This window comes from Trinickia soli (assembly GCF_002879855.1).
In the GTDB taxonomy this organism is placed as follows: domain Bacteria; phylum Pseudomonadota; class Gammaproteobacteria; order Burkholderiales; family Burkholderiaceae; genus Trinickia; species Trinickia soli.
In genome coordinates, this window is record NZ_PNYB01000045.1 from 1 (window position 1) to 14115 (window position 14115).

The window sequence follows — 14115 nt, forward strand, 5'->3', positions numbered from 1 at the left end:
GGTCATGCCGCGACGCCGTTCGGCGCGTTGCGACTGTCGATCTGCTACGACCTGCGCTTTCCCGAGCTTTATCGCGTCCCGCCTTCGCCGGATCTCATCGCCGTGCCGGCCGCGTTCACTCATACGACGGGGCTCGCGCATTGGGAGTTGTTGCTGCGGGCGCGCGCCGTCGAAAACCAGGCGTACGTGGTGGCCGCCGGCCAGTGCGGCACGCATCGGAACGGGTGGCGCACGTTCGGCAACAGCATGATCGTCGGCCCGTGGGGGGATGTGCTCGCACGCTGCGACGACGCGCCCGGCATTGCGCTCGCGCGGCTGGAGCGCTCGACGCTGACAGCGGTGCGTGAGCGCTTGCCCGCGTTGACGCATCGACGGATCGCAACATCCGCGCGGGTATCGAGCGCCGTCGCGTCATGACGGCTCGCCATGGACGGACGCTATGACGGAAGGTAGCCCGGTTGGGCGTATGACCGAAGCGAAAGCGCTGATGCGCCGACACTGATCGACTAGAGGAGATCGACGATGAACCGCATGAAAATCTGGCTGGCGCTGGCGTGTGCACTTGCCTCGGTACCGACCGCGGCATTTGCCGAGGCGACGACGTTGCGCTTCGGCATCGAGGCGCAGTATCCGCCGTTCGAATCGAAAGATGCGAGCGGCCGTTTGCAGGGGCTCGACATCGACGTCGGCAACGCCGTTTGCAAAGAAGCGCATCTGACCTGCAGCTGGGTCGAGACGTCGTTCGACGGCCTGATTCCTGCGCTGGAAGGACGCAAGTTCGACGCGATCAATTCGGCGATGAATGCGACGGAGAAGCGACGCGAGGCGATCGACTTCACGACGGTCATTTATCGTGTGCCGTCGCAGCTGATCGCGCGTGCGGGGAGCGGTCTCGCGGCGACGCCCGAGGTCTTGAAGGGCAGACATGTCGGTGTGCTGCAAGGCTCGATTCAAGAGGCATTCGCGAAAGCGCATTGGGCGCCGGCCGGCGTCGATGTCGTCTCATATCAGGATCAGAACCAGGTTTATGCCGACCTTGTTGCCGGCCGCCTGGATGCCACGCTCGTGCTTGCGCCGGCAGGGCAAAAGGGCTTCTTGTCGCAAGCGAACGGCAAGGGGTTTGCCTTCGTCGGTCAGCCGGTGAGGGATGACAGGATTCTGGGCAGCGGCATCGCGTTTGGCGTGCGCAAGGGCGACGACGCGCTGCGCAAGCAGCTCGATGCCGCGATCGAAAAACTGCAAGCCGACGGCACCGTCAAGTCACTCGCGCGCAAGTACCTCGGCGATCTGGATGTCTCGACGAAGTGATGCGATGGAACGCGCCCGCTTGCGGCCATGATTTGTCGAGCTTCTCGGTTGACTACGGATCGTCGGCCTTCTGCTGACGAAGCGCCTATTCAATCGTAATCGACGGTATGGGCGGGGAAGCGTTCTCCGCCCTTTCCACCGCTATTTATTTGCCGATACAAAACCGACTGAAAATCACCCCCAGCAGATCGTCGGAAGTGAATTCACCGGTAATGGAATTCAGTTCCTCCTGCGCAAGCCGCAACTCCTCGGCGAACAGATCGAGCGATTGCGCCCGCTCCTGCGCATGCGCGGCGGCCAGCGACAGGTGCGACTGCGCCGCGCGCAGTGCAATCAGGTGACGTTCGCGCGCAAGGTAGACGCTTTCGGTGCCCGCTTGCCAGCCCGCGATGCGCAGCAGTTCCGCGCGCAGTAAATCGATGCCTTCGCTCTTCTTGGCCGAAAGCCTCACCTCGCAAATCTGCACTTCGTCGTCGACGGCCGTCAGGCGATTCACCGAAGGCCCCACATTCGTCAGATCGGTTTTGTTCAACACGCGCACGACAGGCACGCCGCCAGGAAAGCGCTGTGCGATGACGATGTCCTCATCCGTCACCCCCGCGCGTGCGTCGAGCAAATGCAGCACGACATCGGCGCGTTCGATCTCGTCCCAGGTCCGCGCGATGCCGATGCGCTCCACTTCGTCTTCGGTCTCGCGCAAACCGGCCGTATCGATGACATGCAGCGGGATGCCTTCGATTTGAATCGTCTGGGTGACCTTGTCACGCGTGGTGCCGGCAATCGGCGTGACGATCGCGAGTTCGGCCCCTGCCAAAGCGTTCAGCAACGACGATTTACCCACATTCGGCTGCCCGGCCAGCACGACCGATAGCCCTTCGCGCAACAGCGCACCCTGGCGCGCTTCGCCCAGCACGTGATCGAGCCGCGCGCGGATGTGGGCGAGCTTGCCGTGCGCGTCGGCAGCCTCGAGGAAATCGATCTCCTCTTCAGGAAAATCGAGCGTGGCTTCGACGAGCATGCGCAGCGCGATGACTTCATCGACGAGCGCGTGGATATCGCGAGAAAACGCCCCTTCGAGCGAACGGCCCGCCGAGCGCGCTGCCGCTTCCGTACTTGCTTCGATCAAGTCGGCGACCGCTTCGGCTTGTGCCAGATCGAGCTTGTCGTTCAGGAACGCGCGCCGCGTGAACTCGCCCGGTTCGGCCAAGCGTAGCCCGAACGGTTGACCGGCTTCGAGACAGCGTTGCAGGACGAGTTGCAGCACGACGGGCCCGCCGTGGCCCTGCAATTCGAGGACATGCTCGCCCGTATAGGAATGCGGCGCCGGAAAGTAAAGCGCGATGCCGCGGTCGAGCGCGTTGCCGCCCGCGTCGACGAACGGCACATAGCTCGCATGACGCGGCTCGAGCGTCTGGCCGCACAGCGAGCTCATCAGCGCGTGCGCCGCAACCGCCCCCGCACGCCCGCACGAGACGCGCACAACGCCGATGCCCCCGCGGCCCGGAGCGGTGGCAATGGCGACGATGGGATCGGAGTCGAGAGCGAGCATGAGTCAAACGGAAGCGGTCGAAAGCCACGGCATTGTAGCTTGCCGACGATGGCGTCCGCGCAGCGCGCAGCTTTCTCGTTTCGACCCTGCTTACCATAGTTATGATTTATCTTAAGCGAGATAGCCTAAACTTAGGACGGCAGGAAGGTCCGCGAATGAAATGGAAAGGGTCCCACGCCCACACAGCGGGCGTAGGCCGCCACGACGCCCATCTCAATTGGCATAGGGATTTTTCTGAAGATTTGCGAATTCGCGCTCGATCAAGCTAAAGCTGGCCCGCCCGGTTGTCTCCTTCGAACGGGCTGAATTGCACAATTTCGCGATGCCAACCGTCGAAGAAAAAGCGGCGTTCTCCGAACGCCTCAAATTCGCTTTGCAGCGCAGCCCTGAAAAGATCACGGGCGGGACGCAGCTGGCGTTGCACTTCAACCTGCGCCATCACGGCGATCAGCCCATCTCGCCGCAGACGGCGCACAAATGGTTGACGGGGCGAACGATCCCCACAGCCGACAAGTTGCGTACGTTGGCCGAGTGGTTGCGCGTCGATTTGCATTGGCTCCATTACGGGCCGCCGCCCACCTCCGCAGGGCGCGCGACCCCGGCGCCGCTTCCGCGTGACGAGAAATATCCGCTTACGCCCGAGACGATCGAACTGGCGTCGAAGATCGAGTCGCTTTCGGCGCACCATCGGTATCTCGTGCAGGAACTGATCGAACAGTTCTACGGCGATAGCAGTGAGCGGTAGCCGGGTTTGATTCTCCGGCGTTGGGCCGGGACCGGCCAGTGCGACAGACAAAAAAATTGCCCGGCTTTTGCCGGGCAATTTGTTTTGAAGCGACGGGCAGGCGGGCGCGACGCGGGTCACGCGCCTGCGCGGTTACGCAGCCTTTTTCTTGCCGGCGCCCATCATGCGCGTGATGTAGTACTGCTGCGCGATGGAGAGCACGTTGTTCACGACGTAATAGAGCACGAGGCCGGCCGGGAAGAAGAAGAACATGAACGAGAACGCGATCGGCATGAACATCATCATCTTCGCTTGCACGGGATCGGGCGGCGTCGGGTTCAGGCGCGTTTGCAGGAACATCGAGACGGCCATCAGCACCGGCAGGATGAAGAACGGGTCCTGCTGCGAGAGATCGTGAATCCAGAGAATCCACGGCGCGCCGCGCATTTCGACCGACGAGAGCAGCACCCAGTAGAGCGAAATGAACACCGGAATCTGAATCACGATCGGCAGACAGCCACCGAACGGGTTGACCTTCTCCGTCTTGTAAAGCTCCATCAGCGCCGCGTTCATCTTCTGCGGATCGCTCTTGAAGCGCTCGCGCAGCGCCTGCATGCGCGGCGTCATTTCCTTCATCCGCGCCATCGACTTGTAGCTGGCTGCCGACAACGGGAAGAACACGGCTTTGATCAGCACCGTCAGCAGCACGATCGCCCAGCCCCAATTGCCCACGACGCCGTGGATCTTTTCGAGCAGCCAGAACAGCGGCTTGGCGATGATCGTGACGTAACCGTAATCCTTGACGAGCTCGAGGCCCGGCGCAATGCCTTCCAGAGCACGCTCTTCTTCAGGGCCCGCGAACAGACGCGCGGAGACGTCCGTCGACTGTCCCGGCGCAATCGTCGAAAGCGGCTGCTGCACGCCTACGCGATAGAGCGTCGGGTCGATCTTCTCGACGTAGATGTTGCGCTGCGCCCCTTGCTGCGGAATCCACGCCGTAGCGAAGTAGTGCTGGACCATCGCGATCCAGCCGCTGTTGGCTGAAGTCGCGACATCCTGCTTGTTCTTATCGATGTCGCTGAACGTGACCTTCTGGAAGTGATGCTCGTTCGTATAGACAGCCGGACCGATGAACGTATGCGAGAAGCGCGGCGTTTCGACGGGCTGGCTGTCGCGCACGAGCTCCATGTAGAGGCTCGGCTTGACAGGCGCCGTGCCGACGTTCTCGACCTTCGTATCGACGCCGATGACGTAGCTGCCACGCGTGAACGTGTAGGTCTTCACGACCTTGACGCCGCCCTTGACCGGCGACTCGAACGAGAGCTGCAGCGTCTTTTGATCGTTGGCGAGCGCGGTCGGGCCGGCGACCGGCGTGAACACGTCGTTGTGATTCGGGAAGTCGCCGCCGATCAGGCCCGTGCGGGCGAGGTAGGTGTGCGTGGCGGTGCGGTCGAACAGCGTGACGTTCAGCGGCGCGCCCTTCGGATCGGCGTTCTTCGTCAGGACGAGCTTATCGAGCGTGCCGCCGCGCGTGTCGATCTCGCCGTCATAGACGTCGGTGCTGAAGTGAACCAGCTGAGCGGCGGCCTGCGGCTGATTGGCCGCGGCGCCGGGCACGGGGGCCGCGGCGCTCGGCGTAGCGGCGCTTTCAGAAGCCGGCGTTGCCGACGTTCCCGTGCTCGTCTGGGTGTGCGTCTGCGTCGGGTTCGGGAAGAACATCGACGGGCGTCCGTGATCGCGTTGCCAGTTGTCGAACAGCATGACGGCTGACACGAAGAAGATCGCCCATAGGATGGTGCGTTTGATATCCATGCGTGGTCTCAGAGTCGATGGAGCGGCGTTTCAGCGCTTTTTCGGGGGTGCGGGTGGAACGAGATCGATCCCGCCCGCGGAAAACGGATGGCAGCGGCATAAGCGCTTCACCGCGAGGTAACTCCCGCGCGCGGCGCCATGATACTGGATTGCCTCGCGCGCGTAATCAGAACAGGAAGGGTAAAAACGGCATCGGCTGCCGAGCAGAGGGCTGACGGCAACCTTATAGAAACGAAGCAACGCGATCAGTACCGTTTGCATAGCCATGGAGGGCGGGCCTCCCGACGAGCGGTGATATGTGCGAAATCGGTGCGGACGCCGCTCTTTTGCATGGATGCTCCTCGCGCCACTCAGGCCTTCGGATCCTGCACGGTTTGCGTGCCATCGGGCGCCAGGCCGGACCCGGACCCGGGCACCGTCACCGGCGCGCTACGCCGGACAATCTCGCGGGCCACCTTGTCGAGCAACATCTCGATTTCCGTCCTGACCAAAGTCTTGAGCCCGGGCGAGGTGGCGCTCGGCAGCGCCTTTTTGTCGAAGCGCACAGACAGGCGCAGCAACACGTCCCAACCGTCGAACTCGTTGCGGCGCAAGCGAAAACCTTCGCGCGCGATTCGCTTCACGAGGTTGCGCGTGGCCGCGCGAGGCGCGAACTTCTTGCCGACGACGAGCCCTAGCCGGGCGGCTTGGCCAGTCGGCTTCGCATAGACGACGAAATGCGTCGAGCGACGCCACGGGCGCAAACGAAAAACGGATGAGAATTCATCCGTTTTGAGAAGCCTCGCGGCTTTGGGGAAGGCTGCAGGCGCTCGCAACGGAACCGGACCCGGTGAGGATAGGCAACTGCAAGTCAGTGCTCACCACCCCCGCGTTGCCGCGGACGCCGGCGACAAAGCGCGTCGCCTTGGATTTAGACGGCCAGACGCTTGCGGCCCTTGGCGCGGCGAGCGTTGATGACCTTGCGGCCGCCGGCCGTCTTCATGCGCACGCGAAAGCCATGGGTGCGTTTACGGCGCGTAACGGACGGTTGATAAGTACGTTTCATGTCGATCTCACTTGAGAATGGACCGCGTGCGCATCGGCACTAGACAACACTAGGCAACGGCCGGGGTCAAAAAAAGGGTGTTCGCTTTCGCGGGAACCCGCTATTTAAACCGCTTTTCTCTTGGCCGTCAATACTTTAGCGGTGCAAGCCGTTTGCGCAGGCCGCGCGGTGCGGCGCGCCGGCGCGCACGCCATGCTCGATCCGGCCCTGTGGATAACTTCCTGGCCTCGGGCGTTTGGCGGTAGAATCTCGCCTTACTTCAAGAAACCAGCACGCCGCTCCGTATCAGCCGGCCCGCCGCAAGTCATTGCGGCGACAGGCTGCGGGGCTCGCTCGCTTTGCCGTACCGGGGCCTTTCGCCGTGCGACGCTCGGGGAGGACGGCAGCGAGCGGTGCCTTAAAAAGATATCGCCTTGATGAACGAATTCTGGCAACACTGTTCCGCACTGCTGGAGCGCGAGTTGACGCCGCAGCAGTACGTGACGTGGATCAAACCCTTGGCCCCGGTCGCTTTCGACGCCGACGCGAACATGTTGTCCATCGCCGCGCCGAACCGCTTCAAGCTCGATTGGGTCAAGAGCCAGTTTTCGGGGCGTATCGCCGATCTCGCCCGCGATTTTTGGCAGGCTCCCGTCGAAGTGCAATTCGTCCTCGATCCGAAGGCGGGCATGCGCGCGCCGGTCGCGTCCTCTTCGGTGCCGTTGCCGCGGGTGCCGGCATCGGCCGCGGCCGCTATGAGCGCGGCCGGGTTGCCGCACGAAGGCGGCGGCCAAGCGGCCAGGCCGGCGAATGGTGCTTCCGGCATGTACGGTGCGAATGGTTCCAACGGTGCGAGCGGCTCCAACGCCAAAACCAACGTCAACGCCAACGCGGCCCTCGATGACGCCGCCGATCTCGATCTGCCGAGCGTCGATGCGCATGAAGCGGCCGCCGCGCGCCGCACCTGGCGCCCGTCGCAAAGCGCTGCGCCGGGTAGTCCGGAATCCGAATCGATGTACGAGCGCTCGAAGCTCAATCCCGTGCTCACGTTCGACAACTTCGTCACCGGTAAGGCGAACCAGCTCGCACGGGCCGCGGCCATTCAGGTGGCTGACAACCCGGGCATCTCTTACAACCCGCTGTTCCTGTACGGCGGCGTGGGCCTGGGCAAGACGCATCTGATTCACGCGATCGGCAACCAGCTGTTGCAGGACAAGGCCGGGGCGCGCATCCGCTATATCCACGCCGAGCAATACGTGTCGGATGTGGTGAAGGCGTACCAGCGCAAAGCGTTCGACGATTTCAAGCGCTACTACCATTCGCTCGATCTGCTGCTCATCGACGATATTCAGTTCTTCTCGGGCAAATCGCGGACGCAGGAAGAATTCTTCTACGCGTTCGAAGCGCTCGTTGCGAACAAGGCGCAGGTCATCATCACGAGCGATACCTATCCGAAGGAAATTTCGGGCATCGACGACCGGCTGATTTCGCGCTTCGACTCGGGGCTCACGGTGGCGATCGAGCCGCCCGAACTCGAAATGCGCGTGGCGATTCTGATGCGCAAGGCGCAATCGGAAGGCGTGAGCCTGTCGGAAGACGTGGCGTTCTTCGTTGCCAAACATCTGCGCTCGAACGTGCGCGAACTGGAAGGCGCGTTGCGCAAGATTCTCGCTTACTCGAAATTCCACGGGCGCGAGATCACGATCGAACTGACGAAGGAAGCGCTGAAGGACCTGCTGACGGTGCAGAACCGCCAGATCTCGGTCGAGAACATCCAAAAGACCGTCGCCGACTTTTACAACATCAAGGTCGCCGACATGTATTCGAAGAAGCGTCCGGCGAATATCGCGCGCCCGCGTCAGATCGCCATGTATCTGGCCAAGGAGCTGACGCAAAAGAGCTTGCCAGAAATTGGCGAGCTGTTCGGCGGACGCGATCACACCACGGTTTTGCATGCGGTGCGCAAGATTGCCGACGAGCGCGGCAAAGACGCCCAGTTGAACCACGAACTGCACGTGCTTGAACAAACGCTGAAGGGTTGAGCCGGGGCGAGCGGCGGTGCGCCATGCGCCATCGTGCCCAAGCTCGGCGCGAGCGGGCGCAACCCGGCGCAATGGCGTGCGCTTTCCGTCGTCCCCCGATTTGGCGGGAGCCGGGTATTTTTCAGGCACAATATAGGTTTAGCCCCCCGTGCTGCGCACCCGTCTGAAGCGGGGGCGGCAACGCGGGATGAAAGCGCGGGACAAGAGCGCAGGCAGAAGGGCGAAGGCGCGCAAGGAAATACGGGGTATCGCCGCCTTTGTCGCAGGAACTGCCGGGTGAGGCGCAGTTTGCCGTCATATCAACGAAGGAAGCCTATGCAACTGGTCAAGACCGAACGAGACAACCTCTTAAGGCCGCTGCAAACCGTGAGCGGCATCGTCGAACGCCGCCACACGTTGCCGATCCTCGCGAACTTGCTGATCACCAAGAACGGCCCGGATGTGTCGTTTCTGTCGACCGACCTCGAGTTGCAGATCACGACGCGCGCCGATTTCGGCGTCGGTGGCGAATCGGTCGCCACGACGGTTGCTGCGCGTAAGCTGCTCGATATTCTGCGTGCGATGCCTGACGGCCAGGTGAGCCTGTCGCTGGCGGACAAGCGGTTGACGGTGCAGTCGGGCAAGAGCCGATTCGCGCTGCAGACGCTCGCGGCCGACGAGTTTCCCACTGTTGCGCAAGCCAAGGATTACGGCGCGAGCCTGACCGTTCCGCAGAAGACGTTCCGCCAATTGCTGGGCATGGTCTATTTCGCCATGGCGCAGCAAGACATTCGTTATTACCTGAACGGCATGTTGCTCGTCGTCGACGGTGGCCAACTGATGGCCGTGGCCACCGACGGTCACCGGCTGGCGTTCTCGTCGATGAAGATCGAGGGCGACTTCCCGCGTCAGGAAGTGATCATCCCGCGCAAGACGATTCTGGAATTGCAGCGCTTGCTGGAGGACATCGACGATACGTTGCGCATCGATATCGCGTCGACGCAGGTCAAGTTCACGTTCGGCCAGGTCGAACTCGTATCGAAGCTCGTCGAAGGCAAGTTCCCCGACTTCCAACGCGTGATCCCGAAGGCGCACAAGAATACGTTCGTGATCGGTCGCGACGAGTTGCAGCGTTCGCTGCAGCGCGCGGCGATTCTGACATCGGACAAGTTCAAGGGCGTGCGCTGCGTCATCGAGCCGGGTCAGCTCAAGATCATGTCGACGAACGCCGATCAGGAAGAGGCGCAGGAAGAACTCGAAATCGCCTATCAGGGCGATGTGATCGACATGGGCTTTAACGTCACGTACCTGCTCGACGTCCTGGCGAATCTGAAGGTCGACATGTTGCAGGTGAGCGTCGGCGACGCAAGCTCGAGCGCGTTGATCACGATTCCCGAGAACGAGGAATTCAAGTACGTCGTCATGCCGATGCGTATCTGAAACGAGCCGATACCAAGACCAAACCAAGGGGCGCAGCGCCCCTTTGGTGTTTCTTGAAGGGCGCGCGAAACCCGCCGCCCGTCGCCGGCCCCGTGTTCGGGGCCCGAAAAACCGGAGCCGCTGCCTGGTATTTTCGACGGCATTCGAAGTGTCGCGCGGCACAACCGCAGTGAATGCAGAACCGGAAACTATCCATGAGTACACAGGACAATACCCAACCCGACAACAGCTACGGCGCCTCGTCGATCCAGATCCTCGAGGGGCTGGAGGCGGTGCGCAAGCGCCCTGGGATGTACATCGGCGACACGTCGGACGGTACCGGTCTGCATCACCTCGTGTTCGAAGTGCTCGACAATTCGATCGACGAAGCGCTGGCTGGCTATTGCAACGACATCCACGTGATCATCCACGCGGACAATTCGGTCTCCGTCACCGATAACGGCCGCGGCATTCCCACGGGCATCAAGCGCGACGACAAGCACGATCCGAAGCGCAGCGCTGCTGAAATCGTGATGACCGAGCTGCACGCGGGCGGCAAGTTCGACCAGAACAGCTACAAGGTATCGGGTGGCTTGCACGGCGTGGGCGTGTCGTGCGTGAACGCGCTGTCGAGCTGGCTGCGTTTGACCGTGCGCCGCGACGGCGAGAAGCACTTCATGGAGTTTCACCGTGGCGTGCCGCAGAACCGCGTGATCGAGGAGCAGAACGGCGAGCGCGTGTCGCCGATGCAACTGCTTGGCCAAACGGAGAATCGCGGCACGGAAGTGCATTTCATGGCCGATGAAGCGATCTTCGGTTCGGTCGAATATCACTACGACATTCTTGCCAAGCGTATCCGCGAGCTTTCGTTCCTCAATAACGGCGTGCGGATTCGACTGACCGACCAGCGCACGGGCAAGGAAGACGATTTCGCGCTTGCAGGCGGCGTGAAGGGCTTTGTCGAATTCATCAACAAGACGAAGCAGGTGCTGCATCCGACGATTTTCCACATCAACGGCGAGAAGGACGACGTGGGCGTGGAAGTGGCGATGCAGTGGAACGACAGCTACAACGAAAACGTCCTGTGCTTTACGAACAACATTCCGCAGCGTGACGGCGGTACGCACTTGACGGGCTTGCGCGCGGCGATGACGCGCGTCATGAACAAGTACATCGCCGATCATGAGATCGCGAAGAAGGCGAAGGTTGAAACGTCGGGCGACGACATGCGTGAAGGCTTGTCGTGCGTGTTGTCGGTGAAGGTGCCGGAGCCGAAGTTCAGCTCGCAGACGAAGGACAAGCTCGTCTCGTCGGAAGTGCGCGCGCCGGTGGAAGAAGTCGTGGCCAAGGCGCTTGAAGAGTTTCTGCTCGAAACGCCGAACGACGCGAAGATCATTTGCGGCAAGATCGTCGATGCCGCGCGTGCGCGCGATGCGGCGCGCAAGGCGCGCGAGATGACGCGACGCAAGGGCGTGCTCGACGGTGTGGGCTTGCCGGGCAAGCTGGCCGATTGCCAGGAGAAGGATCCGGCGAAGTCGGAGATTTATATCGTCGAGGGCGATTCTGCGGGTGGATCGGCGAAGCAGGGGCGCGACCGTAAGTTCCAGGCGATTTTGCCGCTGCGCGGCAAGGTGCTGAACGTCGAGAAGGCGCGTTACGACAAGCTGCTGTCGTCGGAGCAGATCGTGACGTTGATCACGGCGCTTGGGTGCGGCATCGGCAAAGAGGATTACAACCTCGACAAGCTGCGGTATCACCGGATCATCATCATGACCGACGCGGACGTGGACGGCGCGCACATTCGCACGCTGCTGCTGACGTTCTTCTATCGGCAGATGCCGGAGATGATCGAGCGCGGCTACATCTATATCGCGCAGCCGCCGCTTTATAAGGTGAAGGCTGGGAAGGACGAGCGGTATTTGAAGGATGGCGCCGAGCTCAATGCCCATATGTTGCGGCTTGCGCTGCAGGGTTCGGAACTCGTGACTTCGGAAGGCGCTGCGCCGATCGCGGGCGATGCGCTGGGCGAGTTGGCGCGGTCGTATCTGCTGGCGCAGGGTGTCGTCGATCGGTTGAGCCGGCTTTATGATGCGCAGGCGCTCGAGGCGATCATGGATGGCGTGGTGATCGATCTGACGAGCGAGGCGGCGGCGGAAGAGTCGGCGAAGGCGCTTCAGACGGCGCTGCGCAATGATCCGCTCAAGCCTGAGGTGAGCGTGTTTGCTGCGTATGACGCTGTGCGGGAGCTGCGCTCGCTGCGCGTGGAGCGGCGGCATCACGGGAATGTGAAGGTGTCGGTGATCGACGCTGACTTCCAGTTGACGGCCGATTATCAGCAGCTTTTGACTACGGCGAATACGTTCAAGGGGTTGATCGGCACGAGCGCGGTGATCAAGCGCGGCGAGCGCAGTATGGCCGTGACGGATTTCAAGAGCGCGATGCGGTGGTTGATTGCCGATGCGGAGCGCAATGTGTCGAAGCAGCGGTATAAGGGGCTCGGCGAGATGAACCCCGGGCAGCTGTGGGAAACGACGATGGATCCGAGTGTGCGCCGGTTGTTGCGTGTGCAGATCGAAGATGCCATTGCGGCCGATGGGATCTTTACTACGCTCATGGGTGATGATGTTGAACCGCGGAGAGCGTTTATTGAAAGTAATGCGCTCAGGGCGGGGAATATTGATGTTTGAGGGGTTTTTGTCGGGTGACGGGGAAAGAGGAACCCGTGCCAAGTAAGTGAAAAATTGCCGCCACAGATAGGGAAAAATCTGGGCGCGGCTGGAATTCAAACGCCCGGGACACCCGGGCGTTTGAATTTGGTGAACGGCATCGAGGTGACGCTGGCGAAGCGGGTGTCTGTTTGATCGTTGGGCGGCTTTCGACCGAGGCCGTGTGGAAACTCCATTTTTACGGTGGAAGGTTGGCTACGCCGCGAAGTCGAACGACTTCAGTAGATCGACCGGGCGCAAATCGAGAATTGTGGCGGCAGAAAGCCCTTCCGGGCTCTAGCTTCGCGCCAACCTCATGCTCTTCATCGCTCTCAAGACGCCAAGTATATTGATGACCCGCTTGATGTTGTATGCAAGCACTTGAAGGCTCATTTCCGTGCTCACTCGCCTAAGCGTTCGAGTTAGGAAGTGAGCGGGACCCATCCAGTGCTTAAGTGTCCCGAAGACGTGCTCGATGGTACTTCGACGGATGGTCATTGCATCAGGCTTTCGATCGAGTCGGCGTTGCATGGCCTCAAGTATGTCTTCGTGCTCCCAGCGTCGGATACGACGATAGTCGCTGGGCGAACATCGCTTCTTCATAGGGCAACGTGGGCAAGCGCTGGGCCAGTACACCCGCAGGTTCATCCCATTTTCAACGGTGTCGAAGCGATGAATGGCGCGCTCGCCGGCGGGGCATCGATAGACGTCGTCTCGCGCGACATAGACAAAGTCGGCTTTCGTGAAGAGCCCCTTCTTCCTTGATGCGGAGGTGAGTGGCTTCGGAACGTACGCGCTGATGTTGTTCAGTTCGCATGCGCGTATCTCCGGGCCGCTGAAGTAGCCCCGATCGGCTAACACCTTCAGCTTCGGCTTGGCCATGGCGCGCTTCGCGGACGCCGCCATCTTGCTGAGTTGCCCGTGATCGTTCCCAACATTGGTCACTTCGTGTTCAACGATTAAGTGGTGCTTCGCGTCCACCGCGACCTGAACGTTGTAGCCGACTATGCCTGAGCCTCTGCCGCTTGTTGCTATGGACCGTGCGTCTGAATCGGTCTTCGACAGCTGTTTTTCCGGCTGTTTCTGCAACTGCTTCCTGACCCGCGCAAGCTCGCGCATCTCCTGGCGCAAACGCGCGATCTTCTCGTACAGACGCACCGCTTTCACATCGGAACCGGTTGGGTTGGTCCGATCCGCCGTTTCGATTGCGTCGAGGTACCGCTGGATACTTTCCTCAATCTGCTGCCGACGCTTATCGATCTTGCCCGCCGTGTAGTTCCTGTCGCGGCTGTTCACAGCCTTGAATTTGCTGCCATCGATTGCCACGATGTCGCTGGACAATAGTTTCAGTCCGCGACACAGTTCGACGAAACGCCGGCATACGTTGCGAATGGCTGCGCCGTTGTCGCGGCGAAAGTCGGCGATCTGCGTATTTCGGCGAACGTGACCGCCGATTTCGGGAACGTGACCGATTCGGCGGGGTTGGGCGTTGCGCGGTGTTGATTGTAGATTTCCTTGTTAGTTCTGGTCGAGTTCGGGCTCCAGGACGTTGG

11 protein-coding genes and 1 pseudogene are annotated in these 14115 nt (G+C 61.4%); 6 read left to right on the forward strand and 6 right to left on the reverse strand.

Annotated elements, in window-relative coordinates; genetic code table 11:
• Together C0Z19_RS27215 and C0Z19_RS27220 are read left to right on the forward strand one after the other, a co-directional pair.
• Positions 1-417: nitrilase-related carbon-nitrogen hydrolase (locus C0Z19_RS27215; RefSeq protein WP_332882223.1), on the forward strand; the 417-nt coding region annotated here is incomplete at its 5' end.
• 105 nt (positions 418-522) lie between these two features.
• Positions 523-1308, forward strand: coding sequence for a transporter substrate-binding domain-containing protein (locus C0Z19_RS27220; RefSeq protein WP_102612939.1), 786 nt, complete (start codon positions 523-525; stop codon positions 1306-1308).
• 145 nt (positions 1309-1453) lie between these two features.
• On the opposite strand, the gene mnmE is transcribed toward C0Z19_RS27220, so the two are convergent.
• Complete coding sequence (mnmE, locus tag C0Z19_RS27225) at positions 1454-2857, reverse strand: tRNA uridine-5-carboxymethylaminomethyl(34) synthesis GTPase MnmE (protein ID WP_102612940.1); 1404 nt, start codon at positions 2855-2857, stop codon at positions 1454-1456.
• 322 nt (positions 2858-3179) lie between these two features.
• Here mnmE and C0Z19_RS27230 point away from each other — a divergent pair, with 322 nt between their 5' ends.
• Entirely contained in the window at positions 3180-3602 is a 423-nt protein-coding gene (locus C0Z19_RS27230; protein ID WP_102612945.1) for a transcriptional regulator, read from the forward strand.
• Positions 3603-3734: 132 nt separating this feature from the next.
• Here the strand turns inward: C0Z19_RS27230 and yidC are convergent, their stop codons facing one another.
• The 4 genes from yidC to rpmH form a co-directional block, all read right to left on the reverse strand.
• Positions 3735-5393, reverse strand: a complete 1659-nt coding sequence (gene yidC, locus C0Z19_RS27235; protein ID WP_102612941.1) for a membrane protein insertase YidC — start codon at positions 5391-5393, stop codon at positions 3735-3737.
• 30 nt (positions 5394-5423) lie between these two features.
• Positions 5424-5654 carry a membrane protein insertion efficiency factor YidD gene (gene yidD, locus C0Z19_RS27240; protein ID WP_102612946.1) on the reverse strand — a complete coding sequence of 77 codons (231 nt, stop codon included), beginning with the start codon at positions 5652-5654 and terminating at the stop codon, positions 5424-5426.
• Between the two features lie 89 nt (positions 5655-5743).
• On the reverse strand, positions 5744-6247 hold the full coding sequence (gene rnpA / locus C0Z19_RS27245; RefSeq protein ID WP_102612942.1) for a ribonuclease P protein component: 504 nt from the start codon (positions 6245-6247) through the stop codon (positions 5744-5746).
• A gap of 56 nt (positions 6248-6303) precedes the next feature.
• The gene (rpmH, locus tag C0Z19_RS27250) at positions 6304-6438 is read right to left on the reverse strand and encodes a 50S ribosomal protein L34 (protein WP_006998755.1); all 135 of its coding nucleotides are present in this window, start codon (positions 6436-6438) and stop codon (positions 6304-6306) included.
• Between the two features lie 416 nt (positions 6439-6854).
• Here rpmH and dnaA point away from each other — a divergent pair, with 416 nt between their 5' ends.
• From dnaA to gyrB, 3 genes are all read left to right on the forward strand, one after another.
• On the forward strand, positions 6855-8459 hold the full coding sequence (gene dnaA, locus C0Z19_RS27255) for a chromosomal replication initiator protein DnaA (protein WP_102612943.1): 1605 nt from the start codon (positions 6855-6857) through the stop codon (positions 8457-8459).
• 315 nt (positions 8460-8774) lie between these two features.
• On the forward strand, positions 8775-9878 hold the full coding sequence (dnaN, locus tag C0Z19_RS27260; RefSeq protein WP_102612944.1) for a DNA polymerase III subunit beta: 1104 nt from the start codon (positions 8775-8777) through the stop codon (positions 9876-9878).
• Between the two features lie 194 nt (positions 9879-10072).
• The gene (gene gyrB, locus C0Z19_RS27265; protein WP_102612947.1) at positions 10073-12544 is read left to right on the forward strand and encodes a DNA topoisomerase (ATP-hydrolyzing) subunit B; all 2472 of its coding nucleotides are present in this window, start codon (positions 10073-10075) and stop codon (positions 12542-12544) included.
• A gap of 315 nt (positions 12545-12859) precedes the next feature.
• Here gyrB and C0Z19_RS27270 read toward each other — a convergent pair.
• Positions 12860-13987, reverse strand: a pseudogene (locus tag C0Z19_RS27270) (IS1182 family transposase); the annotation flags it as partial.
• Between the last annotated feature and the right edge of the window lie 128 nt (positions 13988-14115).

Excerpts from the sequence above, each read along its gene's own strand:
- rpmH (WP_006998755.1), bottom strand. The coding sequence starts at position 6,438 with ATGAAACGTACTTATCAACCGTCCGTTACGCGCCGTAAACGCACCCAT.
- C0Z19_RS27230 (WP_102612945.1), top strand. The coding sequence starts at position 3,180 with ATGCCAACCGTCGAAGAAAAAGCGGCGTTCTCCGAACGCCTCAAATTC.
- C0Z19_RS27220 (WP_102612939.1), top strand. The coding sequence starts at position 523 with ATGAACCGCATGAAAATCTGGCTGGCGCTGGCGTGTGCACTTGCCTCG.
- mnmE (WP_102612940.1), bottom strand. The coding sequence starts at position 2,857 with ATGCTCGCTCTCGACTCCGATCCCATCGTCGCCATTGCCACCGCTCCG.
- yidD (WP_102612946.1), bottom strand. The coding sequence starts at position 5,654 with ATGCAAACGGTACTGATCGCGTTGCTTCGTTTCTATAAGGTTGCCGTC.
- dnaN (WP_102612944.1), top strand. The coding sequence starts at position 8,775 with ATGCAACTGGTCAAGACCGAACGAGACAACCTCTTAAGGCCGCTGCAA.
- dnaA (WP_102612943.1), top strand. The coding sequence starts at position 6,855 with ATGAACGAATTCTGGCAACACTGTTCCGCACTGCTGGAGCGCGAGTTG.
- gyrB (WP_102612947.1), top strand. The coding sequence starts at position 10,073 with ATGAGTACACAGGACAATACCCAACCCGACAACAGCTACGGCGCCTCG.
- yidC (WP_102612941.1), bottom strand. The coding sequence starts at position 5,393 with ATGGATATCAAACGCACCATCCTATGGGCGATCTTCTTCGTGTCAGCC.